Origin of the sequence: Tenacibaculum sp. 47A_GOM-205m (assembly GCF_000518405.1) — a bacterium.
In the GTDB taxonomy this organism is placed as follows: Bacteria; Bacteroidota; Bacteroidia; order Flavobacteriales; family Flavobacteriaceae; genus Polaribacter; species Polaribacter lutimaris.
On the sequence record NZ_JADN01000003.1, the window covers coordinates 323,866 to 343,216 of the forward strand.

The window sequence follows — 19,351 nt, forward strand, 5'->3', positions numbered from 1 at the left end:
GTGAAAACGTATATATAGTTATACATTTGCACTCGCAATTTTTAATTCACGCTTCGGCAAGAATTAAGGAGAGGTGGCAGAGTGGTAATGCAGCAGCCTGCTAAGCTGTCATCCTTCGGGATGCCCGGGTTCGAATCCCGGTCTCTCCGCACAAAAATTGAAGATGACACTAATCGGGGTGTAGCGTAGCCCGGTCATCGCGCCTGCTTTGGGAGCAGGAGGTCGCAGGTTCGAATCCTGCCACCCCGACAAACAATGGTCGCGTAGCTCAGCTGGATAGAGCATCTGCCTTCTAAGCAGACGGTCACAGGTTCGAATCCTGTCGCGATCACAATAAGCCTTACTAGTTTTAGTAAGGCTTTTTTGTTTTTGTAGGTTTTATAGTACTTGTAGGTTGTTTTGACTATTTACACTTCACTCATTATTTTTTCAATAATTATCCCTTTTGTAACCTTTTGAGGTATACATTAAGGTACCCATTTTATTTTCTGAGGTACCCATTTTCAAAAAAATAAAACGATGAATATTAGTACAATACATATACTCTTTCTTATTCAAAGGAATAAGATTAATAAAAGAGGAGGTACTCCTATGCGGTGTAGGATAACTTATAATAAACAGAGAAAAGATTTCTCTACAGGATTATTTATAAACCCCAATTATTGGGATAGTAAAAAACAGAAGCTTTTAAATAAAGCAGAGAATTATAAAATTGTAAACACACAATTGAGCCTTATTAGTCAGAAGATTAATGAGGCTTTTTTATTATTGCAACTTCAACAAAATGATTTTAATGTTGATGATATATACAGTCAATATAAGGGAGAAAATACAAGAGTAGAGAAGACTTTATTGGAGCTGTATGATATTCATAATGAACAAACCAAAAAACTTATAGGAATCGACTTTAAAGAGGTTTCTTGGAATAGGTATGTAGAGAATAAGAGAAAGATGGAGAAATTTATAAAATTTAAATATAAAAGGAATGATATAAAACTTAATAAGCTGAATTTAAAATTTATTAATGACTTAGAATATTATTTTAAAACAGAACTTAAATTAAGTCAAGCCACAATAAATAGGAGTTTACAAAGAGTAAAAAAGATAGTGCAATTTGGAATAGACGAGAATTACTTAGAGAAGAACCCTTTTTCCTTGTATAAATCTACTAAACATAAGATTGAGTTAATCTATTTAACAACAGAAGAATTAAAAGATTTAGAAGAGTTTAATTTTACTCAAGTAAGACTAGCTCAAATAAGAGATTTATTTGTGTTTTGCTGTTATACGGGGTTAGCATATCAAGAAATGTCATCATTGAGAGTTGAGCATTTAGTTAAAGGTTTTGATAATGATTATTGGATTGAAATGTATAGACAAAAGACTAGCTCTAAAATTGCAATACCATTATTGCCTAAAGCTAAACTGTTGCTTGAAAAATATGGAAATAGCCTGCCAAAAATATCAAATCAAAAGTTTAATTCTTATCTAAAGGAAATAGCAGATATTGTTGGGATTGACAAAAAGTTAACTCATCATGTAGCTAGAAAAACATTTGCTACTACTGTGTTAATTTATAATGGAATTTCAATGGAAGTAGTGTCAGAATTATTAGGGCATTCAAGGTTACAAGTAACACAAGAGCATTATGCTAAAGTAGTTAGGAATAAAATTAGTAATGAAATTAAAATACTACAGGATAAATTGTGATTGAGGAATTCCGTAATATAGAACTATCAAATATCAATAAATTTATAATTTAAAACTCAAATAGTTTATTTTTTTACAATTGAAACATAAAAATATAGGTGTTTACTTATAACAAGCTCCTTAATCAGGAATCTGCCAAATTTCAATAATAACCATAGGGATAGGGGCAGTACAATAAGTAGATGCACACTCAATTCGGGTGTGTTATCTCTGTACTGTTTAGTTTGGTTAAGGTTCTTGGCGGAGCCTCTATGCTGCTAAATAAGTAGGAGAGCACACCTTTTTTATACTAACAGTTCTGTTTGCTTCTCCATAGAGCTAAGATTTCATAGAAAATGAATTTAAAATACAAGTTAGAGTTGAAAGAAAGTATAAAAAATCAAGTTATTCAGACTGTTTTAGCTATTGAGAACCCAATGAGTGGTACTCCGATGGAAGGACTAATGTATTTAAAGATATTGGGAGACGTAATAGAGAGATTTAAGGTTAAATTAATAAAGAAAGAGCACACTTTAAGTGTGCTTGGAAATGAATATGAAGTAGAAAAAGTGTTAAATGAGATTCATTTTGATATTAGAGAAAGGTTACTAGATTAAATAAAATTTATAAAACATAGTTATGAATAAGTTAGATGTTTTTGAATTACCGTATGATGAAATGATTGATTTAATCGTTGAGTTATTTAAAAAAGAATATGGAGAAAGAAAATTTTTAAAAATATTAAGTAAAATACAATCTTCAAATAAAGTGTCTAAATTAATAGAGGAAGCTTCTAAACAAAATGTTGTGCCAAATCAAAAGGACTACTTATATTGTATTAATACAATCCCTTTCTTTATTTTTTCATCAGGACAAACACAATCATTAGGAGCAATTTTGGCATTAGAACTATGGCGTGAAAAGGTAAATGTTCACTCTCAAATTGCTAATGAATTTACATTGAAAAATATTGTGTATGGTATAGTTGAAGAATCTGAAAGTACTTTTATTTAGTTTATGAGGAAATTTCTGTTATTATTAGTTTTATCTATATTTTCCATAGTTTATACTCAAGATAGTAAAAATGAAAATACAAGTATAATATTTAAGGAAATAAAAGGGGATACAAGCTTTGTTTTATCGAGCTTTAAATTCAAAGTTCAATGGGATTCAAAACTTAGTTATTCTAAAAATATTGGTTACTACGGGGGAATAAAAAAACTAATAATTTATAATTCAAATAAGACTATAAACAGTTTTTTAAATATCGAAGATGTTACGGGGTTAAATGAAATAGTTTTTAGGTTTTATGATTACAATTCAGACGGTTATTTAGATTTTGCTATTCCTTTAGCCTCAGGCAAAAGTACTTGGTTAAAATACTATTTGTATGATGCTGAAAAACTGAAATTCTACCATAATAAAGAATGGGATTATAAATAATATATATGGAAAAGGCAAAAGAAGTAATTAAGGTTGTGTTAATATTAGTTGTTGGAATTAGTCTCGTTTTTCAGCTTTTTAAAAATGTGTTAGTTTTACCTGTTGTATTATACAAATTAATAAAGTTACTACTTCCATTGGGTATATTTATGGTTATCATATATTTAATATCGTTGATATTAAAAAAAAAATAAATTTTATTTTTTTTGAAAGCTTTTATTAAGGAGAGTACATAATAACCCAACAAACTCCCCCACCCTTTTTTTGTTTTGGGGTATTACACCCTGTTTAAAATAATATTAATCTAAAAATTTAAGAAACCATGGTTAGAATTGTGGATTTTAAAACGTACAAACGCGAAGACGAAACTGAGTTTTGTGTATTAATTGTTCAAGGTGGTATTGAAGCTGTTAAGAGTAAAGAAACAGGAAGTATGTATTTAACAGCAAGAAAAGCAAGAGTCTCTTCTACTTTTGATGTAGAAACATGTAAAGCTCTAATAGGTTCAGAGCTAGAAGGAACTGTGAAAAAGGTTGAAGTTGAACCATATGAATATGTTGACGAAAAAACAGGAGATATTTTGAATCTCACTCATAGGTATGAGTATTTGACAAAAGATCAAGAGCTTCTAAAGGATAACGTTACTCTAGAAGAGGTGTTGTAATTGAGTTTTCAAAATTAAATTGATAAGAAGAGTTTCAGAAATGGAACTCTTTTTTTATGCATCATAGTAGGTGTTATAACATAAAAAAAATATAAAATATAATTAAAAAGTATTATGAAATTAAAAAAAGCACATAGATATCAAGTTAAGTTGCGATTAGGGTTGTCAGGAGCTTCAGGTTTTGGAAAAACTTACTCAGCTTTATTGTTAGCGCATGGGATAACAGAGGATTGGAGTAAAATCGCTGTTATTGATACTGAAAATAATAGTGCGAGTTTATATTCTCATTTAGGTGACTTTAATGTTGTTAATTTAAGTAACTCTTACAGTCCAGAGAGGTATATAGAAGCAATTAAAATTTGTGAAAATGCTAATATAGAAGTGATAATAATTGATAGTATTACTCATGAATGGAGTGGTAAAAATGGATGTTTACAATTACACGAACAACTAGGAGGTAGGTTTCAAGATTGGGCAAGAATAACACCTCGTCATAACGCATTTATAGATGCTATTCTTCAATCTAAATGCCATATAATAACTACCACTAGGAGAAAAATAGATTATTCCTTAGACCAAGGAAATAACGGTAGAACTAAAGTTATTAAGCATGGTACAAAAGAAATTACACGTGAGGGGTTTGAGTATGAACTCACAGTAAATTTTGAGCTTATTAATGATAAACATCTAGCTAAGGCTTCTAAAGATAGAACGGGATTATTCATGAATAACCCTGAATTTATAATTGGAAAAGGAACAGGAAGGAAATTAATTCAATGGTGTAATCAAGGAATATCTATTGAACAAGCCAAACAAGAAATTGAAGAATGCACTACAGTAGAGGGCTTAAGACATTTGTATCAAAAATATAGTGGATTGCAAAGGCAACTACATCAAACAATAGTTGAACGTAAAGAAACTATTGAAAATGTAAGTAGCCAAGTAGTAAAAGATAATCAAATTGTAAAATCATCAGAAAATGGAATTAATATCAAATAATAACCCAAGTCAAATGATACAAAATGTATCAGAAATCATTCAAAAACCATCAAGTAAATTTATTGAAGCAAATACCACAGAAGTTACATTAGAACATCTTAAAAACGATTGTATTATTCCTGTTTTTGCAAAAGACAATGAAACTACTATTTCACATTATGAATTTATAGAAGCTACAAAGGAAGTAGTACAATCATTAATGTCAAACACAATTTCAGAGCCAGCAATTAGAGTTTCTCATCAAATAAAGGGTAGAACTCCAAGCGCTATAGGTAAGCCTGTAAAGGAGCTAAAAGAGCATGAAAAGACTATTTATTATGAAAGAATGGCTTTTATGATGGAGGTTCCAAACAGACAGGTAGTTGTAAACAATCAAATTCTAAATCTTACGATTGGTGGGGTTAGAGCCTATAATCAGGAAAACTTGTTTTCTAAAAAATCTATTGAAAAGTTTAAAGTTTTTATAGGGTTCAAAAACACTGTTTGTACAAACCTATGTATTAGTACAGATGGTTTGAAATCAGAAATAAGGGTAAGTAGTCTTATAGAGTTACAAGAGGTTGTGCAGAACCTTATAATGAATTATGATGAAAATAGTCATCTTGGTAACCTAGAAAGAGTTAGTAAGTATAAAATTAATGAATTTGAGTTTGCACATTTAATTGGTAAAATGAAGATGTATCATTTTTTAGAAAGCAATAGTAAAAAAGGGAAGTTTCCTATGTTACTTACTGATTCGCAAATTACCTCAGTAGTAAAAGGGTTTTATAATGACTTAAACTTTAAGTATTCAGACAACTTTGATTTGAGCCTATGGAATCTATACAACTTATTCACAGGAGCAAACAAATCTTCCTATATAGATAATCATTTGGAAAGGAATGTTAATGCGCACGAGTTTATTCAAAACCTAGCAGATTCTATACAAAATAACGATGTTAATTGGTACTTGCAACATATTATATAGCTTTTTTTGACAATTTATGAATGAAGATGATTTAACTAAACAGTTAGAATTTATTAACCCTAATGAATTAATGGTTGTGTCATGGTTTAATGAATTAATCGTTTTAAAGTGTCCTTTTAGAGTTAAGGTGATTGATGATATAGGGCATTTAAATAAGGGAGATAAAGTATTTGTTACAAAAGTAAAAGTGACACCAGACTTAATAGCTGTTTTTTTAATTGATGACAAGGCTTTTTACTATTACCATTTTGATATATTGATTGACAATTAATGCTGTTATACTGAATTTTTATCCATTTTATGGGGTTTTTGAGACGGCATCAGCATTAAAAAAAATGCCACTGAAAAACATGTAGCTATTATATAAAAGAAGTTTTGTTACAAGACTTCTTTTATCTTTAAAATTATTGTATTTATAATTTTTTAACAATAATGTTAAATTATTAATTATTTTTTCTTGTTATTGTCATTTATTTTTCGTATATTTGCAATTGTTTTTGAGATGAATGTGGAAGAAGTATCAAGAAGTGATGAAAATCTTAAAAAGCCTAAAAATATACTAGCATTTAGACACCTATCTAAACTTACTCTCTTCCTCTTCATTTTACATAAATTTTAATTTGACTGTGTTGACCAGCTTGACTAAAAGCTTGTTTTAATAGTCTATAATCAAATAAAGATGATAACAATGAAGAAGACAGTACCCACTAGAGGAATTGATTTAATTAAAAAGTATAAAAACATCCCAGAACCTAAAGTTTTATGGAATGGAATAATTGAAGGAGCATCAGGGTTAATAACAGGTGTAGGAAAAACAGGGAAAACCACATTTGCAGAAAATTTAGCTATCGCTTTTGCCTCTGGTAAAAAAGAGTTTTTTGGGTTTGAATTAGATGGAAAACCTAGAAAAGTTTTATTTATAAATCTTGAAGAGAAACCTTTTAGAATAGTAAGAAGAAATAAAAAAATGATAAATTCCTTATCAAAGGAACAATTTAAAAACTATGCAAATAACTATTATATAGGTAGAGAAGATTTTCCAGAATATCTTTTAGAAGAAAAAGACTGGTCAGCAATTAGAAACTATATTTTACAAATAAAACCAGAAATAGTTTTCTTAGATAGTTTAACACACATGTGTATTGGCGAAGTTGAAAAAAGTGCAGTAGCTCAAAAATTCACACAAATGTTTAAAAAGTACTTTTTATCTATTGATGGCATAACATTTTTTACAATTCATCACAACACTAAGGGAAATGATAAGCCTATGAGTCAGGATAGTATATCTGGTAGTAGAATAATTACACAAGAGTTTGATTTTGCTTTGGGGTTGGGTAATATTCCAACAGCTAGGGGAGGGAATTATTGTACAATGATATATAATAAAGATGCTATAAAGGATAATACTAAAGCGTATTTATATCGTTTTAATCAAGATAGTTGGGTTGAAAATATAGGGTCTGAAAATGTGTTTAACTTATATAACGATGTTAAAGTAGATGGAAGGACAGATAGTAAAAATAAAGAAAGGGTTTATGATTTTATTCAAAGTCTAGATAGTCAAGGTAGTCTAACTATTTCAGCTTCAATCTTACAAAACCAATTTGTTAAAACAAGTACAATGTCTAAGCAAACTTTATATACTTGTTTAAATAAGTTAGAGTCAGAAGATTTGATTGAAAAAGAAGAAAAAGGGATTTACAAATTAAAAATGAAGAAGAGCAATGAAAGGGATAATTTACAAAGTATCCAATAAAGAGAATGATATGGTTTACATTGGTGCAACGACAAAAACAATAGAAGAAAGGAAAAAAGACCATATTCAAAAATCTAGCACAGCTAAAAATGTCAAATTTTACAATGCAATATCTACTTATGGGGTTGAAGCTTTTACTTGGGAACAGATTGATATGGCAGTTAGTTTCAATGAATTGGCAGAAAAAGAGAAAAACTATATTTTAAAGTATAATTCTAAAGAAGGTGGTTTTAATTCGGATAGGGGTGGAGGATTTGAAAAGAAGGTGTTTCAATACGATTTAAAGGGAAATTTAGTTAAAAGTTATAATTCACTTACAAAAGCTTCAGAGACTGTTAATACTTCTAAACAAAGTATTAGTAGAGCTTGTTTAAGTACAAATAAATTATATGATAATTTCTATTGGAGTTACATCTATAAAGAACCTTTTAAGCCAGATACAGATAATAGAAAAAAGGTAGTTTATCAATATGCTTTAAATGGTGAGTATGTCGCAGAATATCTTTCTGTAGCTGAGGCATCAAGGCAAACAGGTTTTAATAAAACTAGTATAGCAAAAGTGTGTAGAGGAGAACGTAATAAGTGTGGTAATTACTTATGGGTGTATTAAAAGTAAAGGAGGTATTTATTTACCTCCTTTTTTACTTAATTCATACTCTTTGTAAATTTTTTGTGCTACAGATTTACTAATTTGAAATTCTGTATCTTTAAGTTCATTTTCTATCTTTCTGAAAGAATAACCTTTTTCACGCAATTCTATTATTTTATTTTTTATTTTATTGTTATTGGATTTATTTTCTGAAATATAACTTCTTTGTCCTGTGTTTGAAAAAACTAAATTATCATCAAAGTTTAAAACATGAGATTTTACTTTTTCTTTCTTTTCAAGAAAGTTTGCTTTCAACACCCATAACTCTTTTTGGTTTTTTATTTTTAAATTGTTTCTTATTTCTATAACAGCTCTCATTTTTGCTTCAAACGCTTGAGATCCTATTATGCTATCTTTCGATGGTTTATTATACTGTGTTTTTTTACCTGTATGATGTAAAAAAACTATTAAACAATCATTCTTTTTAGCTAGTGTGTCATATTTGTTAAGGAATTTTCGAACTTGTGTGTTAGCATTAATTTCTCCTGTAAATACATCGGTGAAAGCATCTATAATAATTAAATCGACAGGTGTCTCCGATAAAGAATCTTCTAAAGATTTATATAGATTTTCTGAATCAAAAATAAACTTCAAGTTTTGTATAAGGCTTATATCATCTTCTTTATTACAAATGTTTTTAACTTGTTTTCTTATAGAAGAACTCACACTAAAAGGAGAATCTTCAGTACTAACATAGATTACTTTATTATGTTGGGCTTTAATTTTGAAACCTAAAAAATCATCTTTTTTTAATGCAATTGATAATGCCAATTGTCTTAAAAACGTAGATTTACCTGTGTCAGATGTTCCAACTAATGATGCTAATCCAGTCTTTTGAAAAAAGGGTTCAACTAATTTAGGTACTTTTTTAATATTTAAATTGAATAAATCAAGAGCAGAAAAAATAGCTTTATCATTGATATCAGAAATCTGTTTCTTAACGTTTTTAATCTCACTTGAAGATTCATTTAAAGTATTTATATCTACACCAAACATTGATAAATCAGCTTTTGAAACCCTTATAGCATCCATTTCTTTGGAGATGGAGTCTTCCATCATTTTTTGAGAAGGATCACTTGAGGCTATTTCATTAAGCAACATATTATGTTCACTTAAGTTATGTATATCATCAGTTATTTTTTGTAATTCTTTGTTTGGAGCTTGAGATGAAACTATTATTTCTGATTTATTCTTCTTCATATAAAAAATGTGTCCATTTTTATTATATATATAAGGACAGGACAAGATAATTATTTTATTTTTTTAATGAAGTTACGCTTTCTTTAGAGTAATAATATGCATTACCTTTTTTCTTAAATTGTAATTTACCTTCTAAACGATAGTGCATTAAATCACAACTTTTAATTTTAGCTAGTTTGATAGCTTCTTTACTTGTTATCCATTTTTTACTTGTCATGTTAGGTTAGACGAGTTTTTTAGATAAACTTACATGTTAATAAATACTATATACATAAGTAGAACTTAGGTTGAATATTGAACCAATTTAAGTTAATTTTGAAAGATTTTATATTAAACTATGATTAAAATTAAAAGCAAGAAAATTGAGGGTATTATATCTGAAATAATAGATCAATATGCTTATGCAGATAAGACTGAGAGACCTTGGATTATAGGGTTTAGTGGAGGTAAAGATTCTACAGTGTTATTAACCTTGGTGTGGATAGCTCTCCAAAGGATAAAAAGAGATTTGCCTTTTCCATATCAGCTGAGAAGACCTGTTTATGTTGTTTGTAATGATACAATGGTTGAAAATCCAATAATTTCAAGTTACATAGATGATGTTTTAGTAAAAATAGAAGAAGGGGCTAGAGATCAAGGTATTCCTATAATAGTAAAAAAAACAGTACCTAAGTTAGAGGAGTCTTTTTGGATTAATGTAATAGGTAAAGGATACCCTGTTCCGAATAACACTTTTAGATGGTGTACAGATAAGCTTAAAATTAGACCAACTTCTAATTTTTTGTTAGAGCAAATAGATGAAAAAGGGGAAGCAATTGTTTTGTTAGGAACTAGGTATGAAGAAAGTGCTACTCGTGAAAGATCTATGAAAAAACATGAGATTAAAGGAAAAAGACTTTCAAAACATAACACTAATGCTAATACTTATGTCTATGCTCCAATAAAAGAATTAATGTTAGAAGAAGTATGGTATATAATTAATACTGTTCCTTCTCCTTGGGGATTTGATAATTCAATATTATTTCAAATATATGCTGATGCAAGTGCTGATGATTATGAGTGTCCTACTGTAGTTACAAATAAGGCTCATTCATCATGTGGGCAAAGTAGGTTTGGTTGTTGGACATGTACTGTAGTTAAAAAGGATAAATCTATGACAGCATTAATAGAGAATGGTCAACATTGGATGCAACCTCTTTTAGATTATAGAAATAGATTAGTAGAGAACAGGAACATTAGTAAAAATAGATCTACAACTAGAAGAAATGGGATGCCAGCAATTAGTGAAGATGGTCATAGATCTGGTAATTACGAAGCTCATTATAGAGCTACAATGTTAAGAGAACTATTAGAAATTCAGAAACAAATTCAATTAGATAGACCTCACGTAACTTTAATAACAAATCAAGAGTTAATTGCTATTCAGGTTACTTGGAATAGGGATCTCGAATTTGATTATAATGTTGGAGATATTTATAAAAAGGTTTATAACAAAGAGATAAGCACTAATAATATCAAATCATTAGATGATACTGAAAGAAGAATTTTAAAAGATATTTGTAAAGAAGATACATCTTATTATCACTTAATAGATAATCTGATAACTTTACAAGAAACAAAGACACTAATGATTTCTAAGTATGGATTACATAATGATGTAGAAAAAAGAATAGAGTCTTTTGTAAAAGAAAATGAATTATGATAATTAGTAGAATAAAGCTTAATAATTTTAGAATATATAAAGGAGAAAATGAGCTTAATCTCAGAAGTAATGGAGATAAAAATATTAGTATTATAGCGGGTAAAAATGGTTTTGGAAAAACTACTTTTTTAACATCTTTAATATGGTGCTTTTATGGAAAACTTATGGTTCAAGTAGAAGATAAGTATAAGAAAGATGTGAAAAATATAGGAGGCTATGATAATTATTTATTATCATTAGTTAATAGAGAGATTAAAAAAGAATCACTAGAACCATTTTTTTCAGTGGAAGTTGAACTAGAAGATTTATTAATACCTTCTATACCTTGTAGAACTGTCAGTATAAAAAGAACGTATAATCTAAATACAAAACAAGAAAAGTTACAAATACTTATTGATGGAGATGAAAATGAATTAACCAAAGATGTAGGTTTTGAGGTGTTTATAAATGATTTTATTTTACCTAGAGAGATAGCTAAATTCTTCTTCTTTGATGCTGAAAAAATAGTATCTCTTGCAGAAGCAAAGTCTAAATCAGAGTTAAGAAGTTTGAGCAAAGCTTATTCTGAAGTTTTAGGGATTAAAAAGTATGAGGAATTAAAAAACAACCTAGAGTCTTTATTAACAAAGTTAAGGCGAAATGGAGTATCAGAATTAGAGGAATCAGAGTTAAAAAAGTTATTATCAGAAGAAGAACAGTTAGTTAAGATAATTAATCATAATCAAGATAAGCTCGAGGAAATTGATAAGCATGTTTCTATTTTAAATTCTGAAAGTGACTCACTGCAAGAAAAATTAATTAGAGAGGGAAATTCAATAACACTAGAAGAATTAAAAGAATTAAAATTAAAGCGTGATGAATTAAAAGAAGAGTCTAAACAGATAAAACAAAAATTAAAAAAACTTTTAGACCTTGTACCTCTTGTAATAGCGGGTAAACATCTTAGTAAATTATATAATCAATTAGTTTTAGAAAATGATGAGTTGTATGGAGCCTTGTCTGAAAAGATATTGGAAAAAGAATTAAACTCTTTTTCTGAAAAGTTACTGGCTAGTAAAGAATTGGTTAATATTGAATCTTCAATAAGAATTAAATTAGAAGAAGCTATTAATTTTTCAATTAAATCAAGATTTAATAAAGAAAAAAAAGGCTCAAAAGTAGGTAAGGTGTATTTAGAATTTAGTGAAGAATCTTTTAGAGAGTTTGAGGCTATCTATAATAATATTAAGACTACTTTTTTAAGTCAGTTTAAGGTAATTGTTAAAGAGGAGAATGTAAATAAAACCTTGTTAAATAATGTGATAAAAAAAATTAAACAGGGAGAAGCAAGAAAGGATAATCATTTAGCTAAACAATTTAGGAAAGAAAAAATTGATGTTGATACAAAAATTAAGAGTTTACAAGAGGATAAGTACAAAATAACTGAGGAATTAGGAGCTCTAAAAACTAAATTGAATTCACACAAGAAAGTTAGATCAGAGTATGAGAAAAAGTTTAATTTAGTTGAAAGAGACAAGAAGAAGTATGAAGTAACAAGCAATCTTTTAATTAAAATTAATGAATTAATAAAAAGAGTTAAACAAGATAAAAAATACTCTTTACAGAAATCTGTTTCACTAGGGCTTAAAAAGTTAATGCATAAAGTAGATTTTATATCTAATGTAAAAGTTAATATTGTTGATGATGTTATGGATATTGATTTATTAGATGTTAATGGTGAGGTAATAGATAAAGATTCATTATCAAAGGGTGAGCAACAATTGTATGCTACAGCTTTGTTGAAGGCACTTGTTGATGAATCTGGAATTAAATTTCCTGTTTTTATTGATAGCCCTTTACAGAAGTTTGATAAATACCATTCAAAAAATATTATTAAAGAATTTTATCCTTCCATATCTGAGCAAGTAGTACTATTCCCTCTGTTAGAAAAAGAGCTTTCAGAGGTTGAATATGAACTTTTAAAGCCTAATTTGAATAAGACATTCTTGATTCGGAATAAGAATAATAGTTCGGAAATTACTTCTACCCGTGTGAATAATTTATTTAGAGAATTTAAAAAAGAGAAAGATGTTTACGCACATTAGGACTAGTAAAGAAAATAGAGATGTAGTAGCTCAACTAACAAGGAAGCTAAATTTAGGTACAGAAAATATAATATCAAGAATTGCTTTAACATACTCTTTATCATTAGATAGAAGGTTAGATATTAATGATATTCAAAACTCTAGTGGTAAAGAGTATTCAAGTAAAGTGTTATTTGGAGATTATATAGATTACTATACAGGCATGGTAGCTCTACATTATAATTTGCACATATCTGATAAAGATTTAGCTAAATATGTAAAAATGCATATTGATGATGGATTAAAACTCTTAAATGAAGAAGTAAATTCAAATTCAAATTTAGATGGATTTGATTTTTTAGTTGAAAAAATAGAAAAAACAATTAACCTTATATAAATGAAAAAGAATATAATAAATAGTCTACCTATTAATGCGGATAGGATTTGTGAAGCAATTTCTAAAATTGGTTATAACCCAAGTTCAGCTATAATGGATATTATTGATAATTCTTTTATGGCTGGGGCAAAAAATATTTCAATTAAGATTTACCTTAAAGAAGGAATGAACATTAATAATATAAAAAATATTGAAAAAATTTATGTTATTGATGATGGGAAAGGAATGAATGATGAAGGGATAACTAAAGCCTTAGAGTTAGGTTCTGATGTTGAATATGGAAATAATAGTTTGTCAAAGTATGGTTTGGGACTTAAATCAGCTGGTTTTTCTCTTGGAAGAAGAATTGAAGTTGTTAGTAAAACAACTGATGTTGGCATTTCAGATAAATACTTTCTAGATAGAGATATAATAAAGTCCACAGGTAAGTTTGGTTATTGTATAGAGGAAAAAGACCAATTAGTAGAAGATTTTCTAAATGATTATAAAACAGGAACAGTTGTCTCTTTTCATAATTTGATTTACACTAGTAGAATTAGTGCTCAGAAATTGAGTGAAGATTTATCAAAAAAGATGGGGGTTTTTTATTCCGAATTTTTAGATAAAGAAGATGTTAGTTTTAAAGTTCAGATTTTTGATTCAAAGAGTAATGAAATTAGAGTTAAAGAAATTAAATCTAGAGATTTACTTTTTTGGTCAGATTCTTTAGATGCTTTCATTAAAGAAGATTATGATTGTAAAAAACCATGTAAGGTTTTAGATAAAGAATTTGAAAACCCAATTAATCCAACTGGAGAGAGAATTAAAATTCAAGCAACTATTTTCCCCAAAGATAGTATGAAAAATTTTGCAAAATTCAATGAAGATGAAAGGAAAAGAATTAAAGAGTATGACGTGTCTCTTAAGAATAGTGGTTTTTACTTTTATAGAAATGGAAGGTTAATTAAATGGGGTGAAAAAGTTTTTTTAAATAGAGAATTTGGTATTAGAATAAAAGTTTCTTTTAAGACAGAGCATGATGAATTATTTGATGTTGATGTTTCAAAACAACATTTGACAATTTCTGAAGAAGTTGAAAGTATACTTAAGCAATTAGTTGCAGTTCCAAGAAATCAAGCCAAAGAAGTTTTTGAATTATGTGATATAAAAGTAAAAAATTCGAAAAAGCATGAAAGTGAAGGATCTGAATTCAATAATAGTAATACAGCTCTTGAAGAAGATGGAGATGAATCTATTCCTATAAACTTAGAAGAAACTAAAAAAAGAAAGGAAATTTTAGAGGAAAATTCAAAAGAATTTGAGCAAGAGACTCTTCCGAAATATGAGGATGAGGAAAAACAAGATACATTTAGAAGAGTTAGGTATTGGAATGGTAACAGAAATAGAACCTTATGGGAGGCTGGATATGATAATATAGAAGGATCATATGTTTTGATAGATAAAAATCATCCTTATTATGATTTAGCAATTAGCAGGAATGAGCCTGATTCTCCTTACAGACAAACCATAGAAGCCATTTTTCATTCATTAGCAGTAGGTCAAAATCAAACCGTAGAAAAATTTTATGCAGTAGATGGAGATCTAGTTTTAGAAATATTTAAAAAATTTTTAAGAGCAACTTCTCAACAATTAGATAATTGGGTAAATAATAACTGGGATTTATTTGAGAATGAAGATTAAAAGTTCAATTAAAGAAGAATTAGAGGGGTCTTTTGTTTATTTAATTTTTTCTAAAGAGTTAATCTATATTGGAGAAACACAGAGAATTACTTTTTCTAGATGGATTCAACACTTTTATCAAAAAGGAACTTTTTATAAAAAAATTAAAAAGAGAGGGTTAGATGTAGATGAATATCTTGCTGATTTAAATTTAATTTCAGTTGAATTAACTAAAGTAAGAATTGACTATACTCAAAATAGATGGAGAGTAATAACGCAAGCAGTGGAACACGCAATCCATGAAGAGTTGTTATGTTTTAAATCAGGAATGATACAGAACTATTATGAAAAGTATTATCCGTATACTGATTATTTTGAGATTATTTCAGATACATCTAGAACTTGCCCCAAGAGAATTCCCAATAAGGATTGGGTCTATGCTAGAAAATACGCTAAAGATATATTAGATGGTATATATAATTATTTATAGTTTATAATAATAGTCTCCGAACAGGGTCATATTTTTATCTGCTTCGGGTATGCTTTTTAAATGCAATCTACTTAAAAAATAACCTTCTGATGCTAATAAATCAAAATCATCAATTTCACATGTGTTTTCAAAAAAACACATTGGTAAACAATATCCTTTTTTAATAATATTTTCAGATAAAATCAATAGAGCTTGTATGTGAAGTAAAACTATTCTTGAACAAGTTTCTAAAAATGTAATCATCATCTTAGGGTTAAAATAAGTATAGTCCTCAGGTTCTGGGAAATTTAATGCACCATGTGCGAATTTATTTCTAATATTATAAATTAAATCAATTTCACTTTTTATATTTTTTTTTAAATCAAAATAGTCACCCATCATTATAAATTTCAAATATTTAATGAACTCATCTAAAATATCTTCATAAAATAAAATTGGCAGTTTTTTGTTAATTAGAAAATTTGTTACACAATTAACTTTTCCATTCTTTTTAATTTGATTTTTTGTAAAAATATTACTTGTTAAAGACTCAAATGCACCCCATATGTAGTTAAAAATAGTCAAATTAAAAATATAATCTGAGATAATACTTGTCTTAGAAGTATCATATTCAATAGCAGGTCTACAGTACCAAGAAGAGAATTTATCATGTTTATTCCATGTAAAATCAATTCCATCAATACCACTAGCAATCATCAACCAGTCAGAAGTAATGGTGCAGTTAGATTGACCAAGTATTATTGAAAGGTCATAACAATGTTCTTGTAATTTTTTTAATCTCTTACAAACCATTATATAAATCTATAAACATATAATGTGAGTTATCAAGTTTTCCATTCTCCCATAATTCCTCAAGGTATGCTAAACCACCATTTGCATATTCTTCAATTAAAGTTACTACTCTAGAAATTACTTTATTTAGGTCTTCCTGCTCCATATCTTCAAGCTCATTCCAGTCAATTTGTAAGTCATCTGTTTGAGTAAAAATCACCATTAAGAGAAAGTCTATAAGAGAAGAGTCTCTTTTCCATTTCCCCATCTCTATAAAGTCTTTTGTAAGGTCTCTAGGAGGTAATGGTAATCTTTGTTTCTTCTTGATACCAAGCATCATGGCATAGATATAAATTTCATAGTAAGGACCAAATCTGCTATAATCAGCACTTTTACTACCTTTCTCTGAAAAGGCATCTAACACAGGTATTCTACTTACTGCGTATCTAGGTCTTTTAAGAAGTAAATTATTTCTAAATTCTTGACTATTCATTATTTTCTTCTTTCAATTTTAGTGGTTCTTTCTATCTGTGGTAATTCCTCATCTACCTCATTAAGGTATAATGTTTTTATAGTGCTACTTTCCAATAGCTTTTGTCCCAAATCTGTGAGTTTACCATCTAGGTCTTTGTCATATAAATCTTTAACAAGAATTATGCTTTGTGGGAATACATCTGGTATAGCTTCAAAGAATCCTTTATTAAAAGCTTTTCCAAATGCAGATAATGGTGCATCGGCTAATAGAGGGTAGTTGTATTGAGAAGTATTAGCAGAAATAATAGCCATAACTACTGCAAATTTTTTCATTCTCTGAAAGCCTTCTGAAGCTCCAGAAACTTCATTTCCTAACTCATCTATATAGTCTAATGAAATACCGCCAGAAGGTGTCTTTTCAAAGCTTAAAACACCTCCTTTTATGTCATTATACTTAATAAGGCTTTCGAAGTGTTCATTAGCATGACTCTCTAACAGACTTACCATTTTGTCAAATACTCTAGCTTGAGCCTTATTAGTTGCTTCAACTAAATCTTGACTTATTTCATAATTTAATGTGTAGCCTTCTGGAATATCTTTTGGTCTTAAATTAGTTATCTCTTTATCAGTATTAGTGATTTTTGTTTTAAGCTCACTAATATTATTTTGTAATCTTTCAATCCTACCAGAAGCCTGTTCTATTCTTCTTATAGAACCTTTGTATTGGTTGATAATATCTGAAGCATTATCTGCACCTTCAGATTCTGTCCCAGCAATAAGAATATCCTTTCTACGTGCTTTTAGAGCTTTTAATTCTGAATTGAGCTTATCTAACCTCTTTTTTAATTCTAGTTCTTTTTCTCGTGTCCTTAAAACACTTTGAGGTATTGCCTCAAACTTGTTTAGAAATGGTGATGCATTAATTTGTAGGTTACCAAAAAAATCTTCTAAATCATTCTTGACAAAATCCTTTTTAGAGTCAGCTTCATTAGGTCTATTCTTTAATTTTAAAAGATAATTATGCGCATCAGAACCTCTTTCAGCAGGTCTATCACAAACATGACAGTGTTCACTTTCTATCATTTGTTGCAATGTCACTGCATCTGGTGAATCTGATGGAAGTATAGTGAAGTAATCATTTGGGTTTTCAGTAGCATTTAATAATGCCCTTTTCTCATACCTTTTTTGTCTAAAGTCCTTTATTTTGTCTTTAAAGTCAACTACAGATTGCTCAAATCCTAAAGAAATCCAAGAGAAACTACCATCAAAAAATCTACTATTAATACCCTCTAGGAAATTGTCATAATCTTCTTTGACTCTTTTTAAAACTTTACTTTTATCAGAAATTTTGTCATCTAATTCTTTCCTTTTTTCAGCATTAGCAAAGTTCTGTTCTAGGTTATTTTTTTCTTGTTCTGCTGTTTCATAAAGTTCTTTCTGAATATTCAGTTTTTCAACCTCTTGCTCTAACTGGGTTTCAAGAGATTTTTTTAACTCTATAGCACTATCAAGTCTGTCATTATGATCACTAGTAGATTTAGTTTGTTTATTTAAATCATTATAGGCTTTATTGGAAATGTCCTGAACAATTTTAGCAATATCTTCATATTTACTAATGTTAGTAAGAGTTCTTACAGCATCTTCAATGCTAGACTTCTTTGTAAAATCTATCATTTTATCAACCTCTTCACCTTGGAAAAAAGAGTACTGCCTTAAAGTAGGTAGTATAAGTTGATTAATTACCCTATGCTTTTCTTCTGCATCATAGATGGGTTTATATTTTGGTAATATATGGTCAGTTTTATCAACTTCAACATCATTTAGAGTTATTTGCCAATTATCAAAATCAGATAGCTTTTCTCCAATTCTAGTTGCTACAAATGATTTGATAATTTGAAATTTATGTCTATTGGTAGAATACTCTATTTTAATACCCGTTTCAACAGAGTCACCTATTGATGTTTCATTTTTAGCCTTATCTGATATAATCTTAACAGCAAAATCTTTTACAGGATATGTTTTTTTATCATCTGAATTAAGTACAGTATCGTAAAATAACCATAAGAAGGCATTGAAAAATTTTGATTTACCAGCTCCATTGTCAGCTACAACAATATTGACACCTTCTTCAAAGTCATATCTTGTAGTGTCATAGTCTCCATAATAGTTGAAAAAGTTTTTAAATGAAATACTATTTATAATTGATGCCATACTATCCTATATTATGTGCTTTTTTAATCTTTTTATAAATCATTGAGCTATTTAAATGATTGTCATTCTCATTAATAATAATAGATAGCACTTCAATAATTTTCTTATTATAAGGTGCACTTGTTGTTAATTCTTTAAGATCTCTCTCCTTGATATCATATTTTTCCATCAAATCTGGGTCTGATAGAATTTCTTTTAGTATGTCATTTCTTTTCAT

General features: G+C 28.6%; 21 protein-coding genes and 3 tRNA genes. 18 read left to right on the forward strand and 6 right to left on the reverse strand.

Annotated features, from left to right (window positions below):
* Positions 1 to 67: 67 nt before the first annotated feature.
* The 13 genes from N534_RS0101555 (at position 68) to N534_RS0101620 (ending at position 8,128) form a co-directional block, all read left to right on the forward strand.
* A tRNA-Ser gene (locus N534_RS0101555) sits at positions 68 to 149 on the forward strand.
* A 25-nt stretch (positions 150 to 174) separates the two neighbouring features.
* Positions 175 to 249 (forward strand) — tRNA-Pro (locus N534_RS0101560).
* A gap of 8 nt (positions 250 to 257) precedes the next feature.
* A tRNA-Arg gene (locus tag N534_RS0101565) sits at positions 258 to 331 on the forward strand.
* Positions 332 to 519: 188 nt separating this feature from the next.
* Positions 520 to 1,710: a site-specific integrase gene (locus tag N534_RS0101575; RefSeq protein WP_028890801.1), complete on the forward strand. Its 1,191-nt coding sequence runs from the start codon at positions 520 to 522 to the stop codon at positions 1,708 to 1,710.
* A gap of 335 nt (positions 1,711 to 2,045) precedes the next feature.
* Positions 2,046 to 2,306, forward strand: a complete 261-nt coding sequence (locus tag N534_RS0101580; protein ID WP_028890802.1) for a hypothetical protein — start codon at positions 2,046 to 2,048, stop codon at positions 2,304 to 2,306.
* Positions 2,307 to 2,328: 22 nt separating this feature from the next.
* Positions 2,329 to 2,703, forward strand: a complete 375-nt coding sequence (locus tag N534_RS0101585) for a hypothetical protein (protein WP_028890803.1) — start codon at positions 2,329 to 2,331, stop codon at positions 2,701 to 2,703.
* A 3-nt stretch (positions 2,704 to 2,706) separates the two neighbouring features.
* On the forward strand, positions 2,707 to 3,132 hold the full coding sequence (locus tag N534_RS0101590; protein ID WP_028890804.1) for a hypothetical protein: 426 nt from the start codon (positions 2,707 to 2,709) through the stop codon (positions 3,130 to 3,132).
* 322 nt (positions 3,133 to 3,454) lie between these two features.
* Entirely contained in the window at positions 3,455 to 3,796 is a 342-nt protein-coding gene (locus N534_RS14250) for a hypothetical protein (protein WP_038005196.1), read from the forward strand.
* Between the two features lie 114 nt (positions 3,797 to 3,910).
* The gene (locus tag N534_RS14255) at positions 3,911 to 4,795 is read left to right on the forward strand and encodes an AAA family ATPase (RefSeq protein WP_051435813.1); all 885 of its coding nucleotides are present in this window, start codon (positions 3,911 to 3,913) and stop codon (positions 4,793 to 4,795) included.
* On the forward strand, positions 4,776 to 5,762 hold the full coding sequence (locus tag N534_RS0101605; RefSeq protein ID WP_028890805.1) for a DUF3871 family protein: 987 nt from the start codon (positions 4,776 to 4,778) through the stop codon (positions 5,760 to 5,762). Before N534_RS14255 ends, N534_RS0101605 begins: the two co-directional genes overlap by 20 nt.
* 16 nt (positions 5,763 to 5,778) lie before the next feature.
* On the forward strand, positions 5,779 to 6,033 hold the full coding sequence (locus tag N534_RS0101610; RefSeq protein ID WP_028890806.1) for a hypothetical protein: 255 nt from the start codon (positions 5,779 to 5,781) through the stop codon (positions 6,031 to 6,033).
* A gap of 417 nt (positions 6,034 to 6,450) precedes the next feature.
* On the forward strand, positions 6,451 to 7,518 hold the full coding sequence (locus N534_RS0101615; protein ID WP_028890807.1) for an AAA family ATPase: 1,068 nt from the start codon (positions 6,451 to 6,453) through the stop codon (positions 7,516 to 7,518).
* Positions 7,487 to 8,128, forward strand: coding sequence for an NUMOD1 domain-containing DNA-binding protein (locus N534_RS0101620; protein WP_028890808.1), 642 nt, complete (start codon positions 7,487 to 7,489; stop codon positions 8,126 to 8,128). Before N534_RS0101615 ends, N534_RS0101620 begins: the two co-directional genes overlap by 32 nt.
* Before the next feature lie 15 nt (positions 8,129 to 8,143).
* Here the strand turns inward: N534_RS0101620 and N534_RS0101625 are convergent, their stop codons facing one another.
* Positions 8,144 to 9,367, reverse strand: coding sequence for an AAA family ATPase (locus N534_RS0101625; RefSeq protein ID WP_028890809.1), 1,224 nt, complete (start codon positions 9,365 to 9,367; stop codon positions 8,144 to 8,146).
* Positions 9,368 to 9,422: 55 nt separating this feature from the next.
* Positions 9,423 to 9,584, reverse strand: coding sequence for a MerR family transcriptional regulator (locus N534_RS15410; RefSeq protein WP_197017688.1), 162 nt, complete (start codon positions 9,582 to 9,584; stop codon positions 9,423 to 9,425).
* Positions 9,585 to 9,704: 120 nt separating this feature from the next.
* Here N534_RS15410 and dndC point away from each other — a divergent pair, with 120 nt between their 5' ends.
* The 5 genes from dndC to N534_RS0101655 are packed head-to-tail and all read left to right on the forward strand — an operon-like array spanning position 9,705 to position 15,678.
* The gene (gene dndC, locus N534_RS0101635) at positions 9,705 to 11,069 is read left to right on the forward strand and encodes a DNA phosphorothioation system sulfurtransferase DndC (RefSeq protein WP_197017689.1); all 1,365 of its coding nucleotides are present in this window, start codon (positions 9,705 to 9,707) and stop codon (positions 11,067 to 11,069) included.
* The gene (dndD, locus tag N534_RS0101640; protein ID WP_028890811.1) at positions 11,066 to 13,153 is read left to right on the forward strand and encodes a DNA sulfur modification protein DndD; all 2,088 of its coding nucleotides are present in this window, start codon (positions 11,066 to 11,068) and stop codon (positions 13,151 to 13,153) included. Before dndC ends, dndD begins: the two co-directional genes overlap by 4 nt.
* A complete protein-coding gene (locus tag N534_RS0101645) occupies positions 13,137 to 13,529 on the forward strand; it encodes a DndE family protein (protein WP_028890812.1) in 393 nt (130 codons plus the stop codon). The genes dndD and N534_RS0101645 overlap by 17 nt, the downstream gene beginning before the upstream one ends.
* A complete protein-coding gene (locus tag N534_RS0101650) occupies positions 13,530 to 15,209 on the forward strand; it encodes an ATP-binding protein (RefSeq protein ID WP_028890813.1) in 1,680 nt (559 codons plus the stop codon). It abuts the gene before it with no gap.
* Positions 15,199 to 15,678 carry a hypothetical protein gene (locus tag N534_RS0101655; protein ID WP_028890814.1) on the forward strand — a complete coding sequence of 160 codons (480 nt, stop codon included), beginning with the start codon at positions 15,199 to 15,201 and terminating at the stop codon, positions 15,676 to 15,678. Before N534_RS0101650 ends, N534_RS0101655 begins: the two co-directional genes overlap by 11 nt.
* Here N534_RS0101655 and N534_RS0101660 read toward each other — a convergent pair.
* The 4 genes from N534_RS0101660 to N534_RS0101675 are packed head-to-tail and all read right to left on the reverse strand — an operon-like array spanning position 15,673 to position 19,351.
* Positions 15,673 to 16,470 (reverse strand): hypothetical protein, encoded by a 798-nt coding sequence (locus tag N534_RS0101660; protein ID WP_028890815.1) that lies wholly within the window; start codon positions 16,468 to 16,470, stop codon positions 15,673 to 15,675. The two genes, N534_RS0101655 and N534_RS0101660, sit on opposite strands and share 6 nt — an antisense overlap.
* Positions 16,460 to 16,942: a hypothetical protein gene (locus N534_RS0101665; protein ID WP_028890816.1), complete on the reverse strand. Its 483-nt coding sequence runs from the start codon at positions 16,940 to 16,942 to the stop codon at positions 16,460 to 16,462. The genes N534_RS0101660 and N534_RS0101665 overlap by 11 nt, the downstream gene beginning before the upstream one ends.
* Complete coding sequence (locus tag N534_RS0101670) at positions 16,942 to 19,134, reverse strand: hypothetical protein (RefSeq protein WP_028890817.1); 2,193 nt, start codon at positions 19,132 to 19,134, stop codon at positions 16,942 to 16,944. Before N534_RS0101670 ends, N534_RS0101665 begins: the two co-directional genes overlap by 1 nt.
* A 1-nt stretch (position 19,135) precedes the next feature.
* Positions 19,136 to 19,351 (reverse strand): hypothetical protein, encoded by a 216-nt coding sequence (locus N534_RS0101675; RefSeq protein WP_028890818.1) that lies wholly within the window; start codon positions 19,349 to 19,351, stop codon positions 19,136 to 19,138.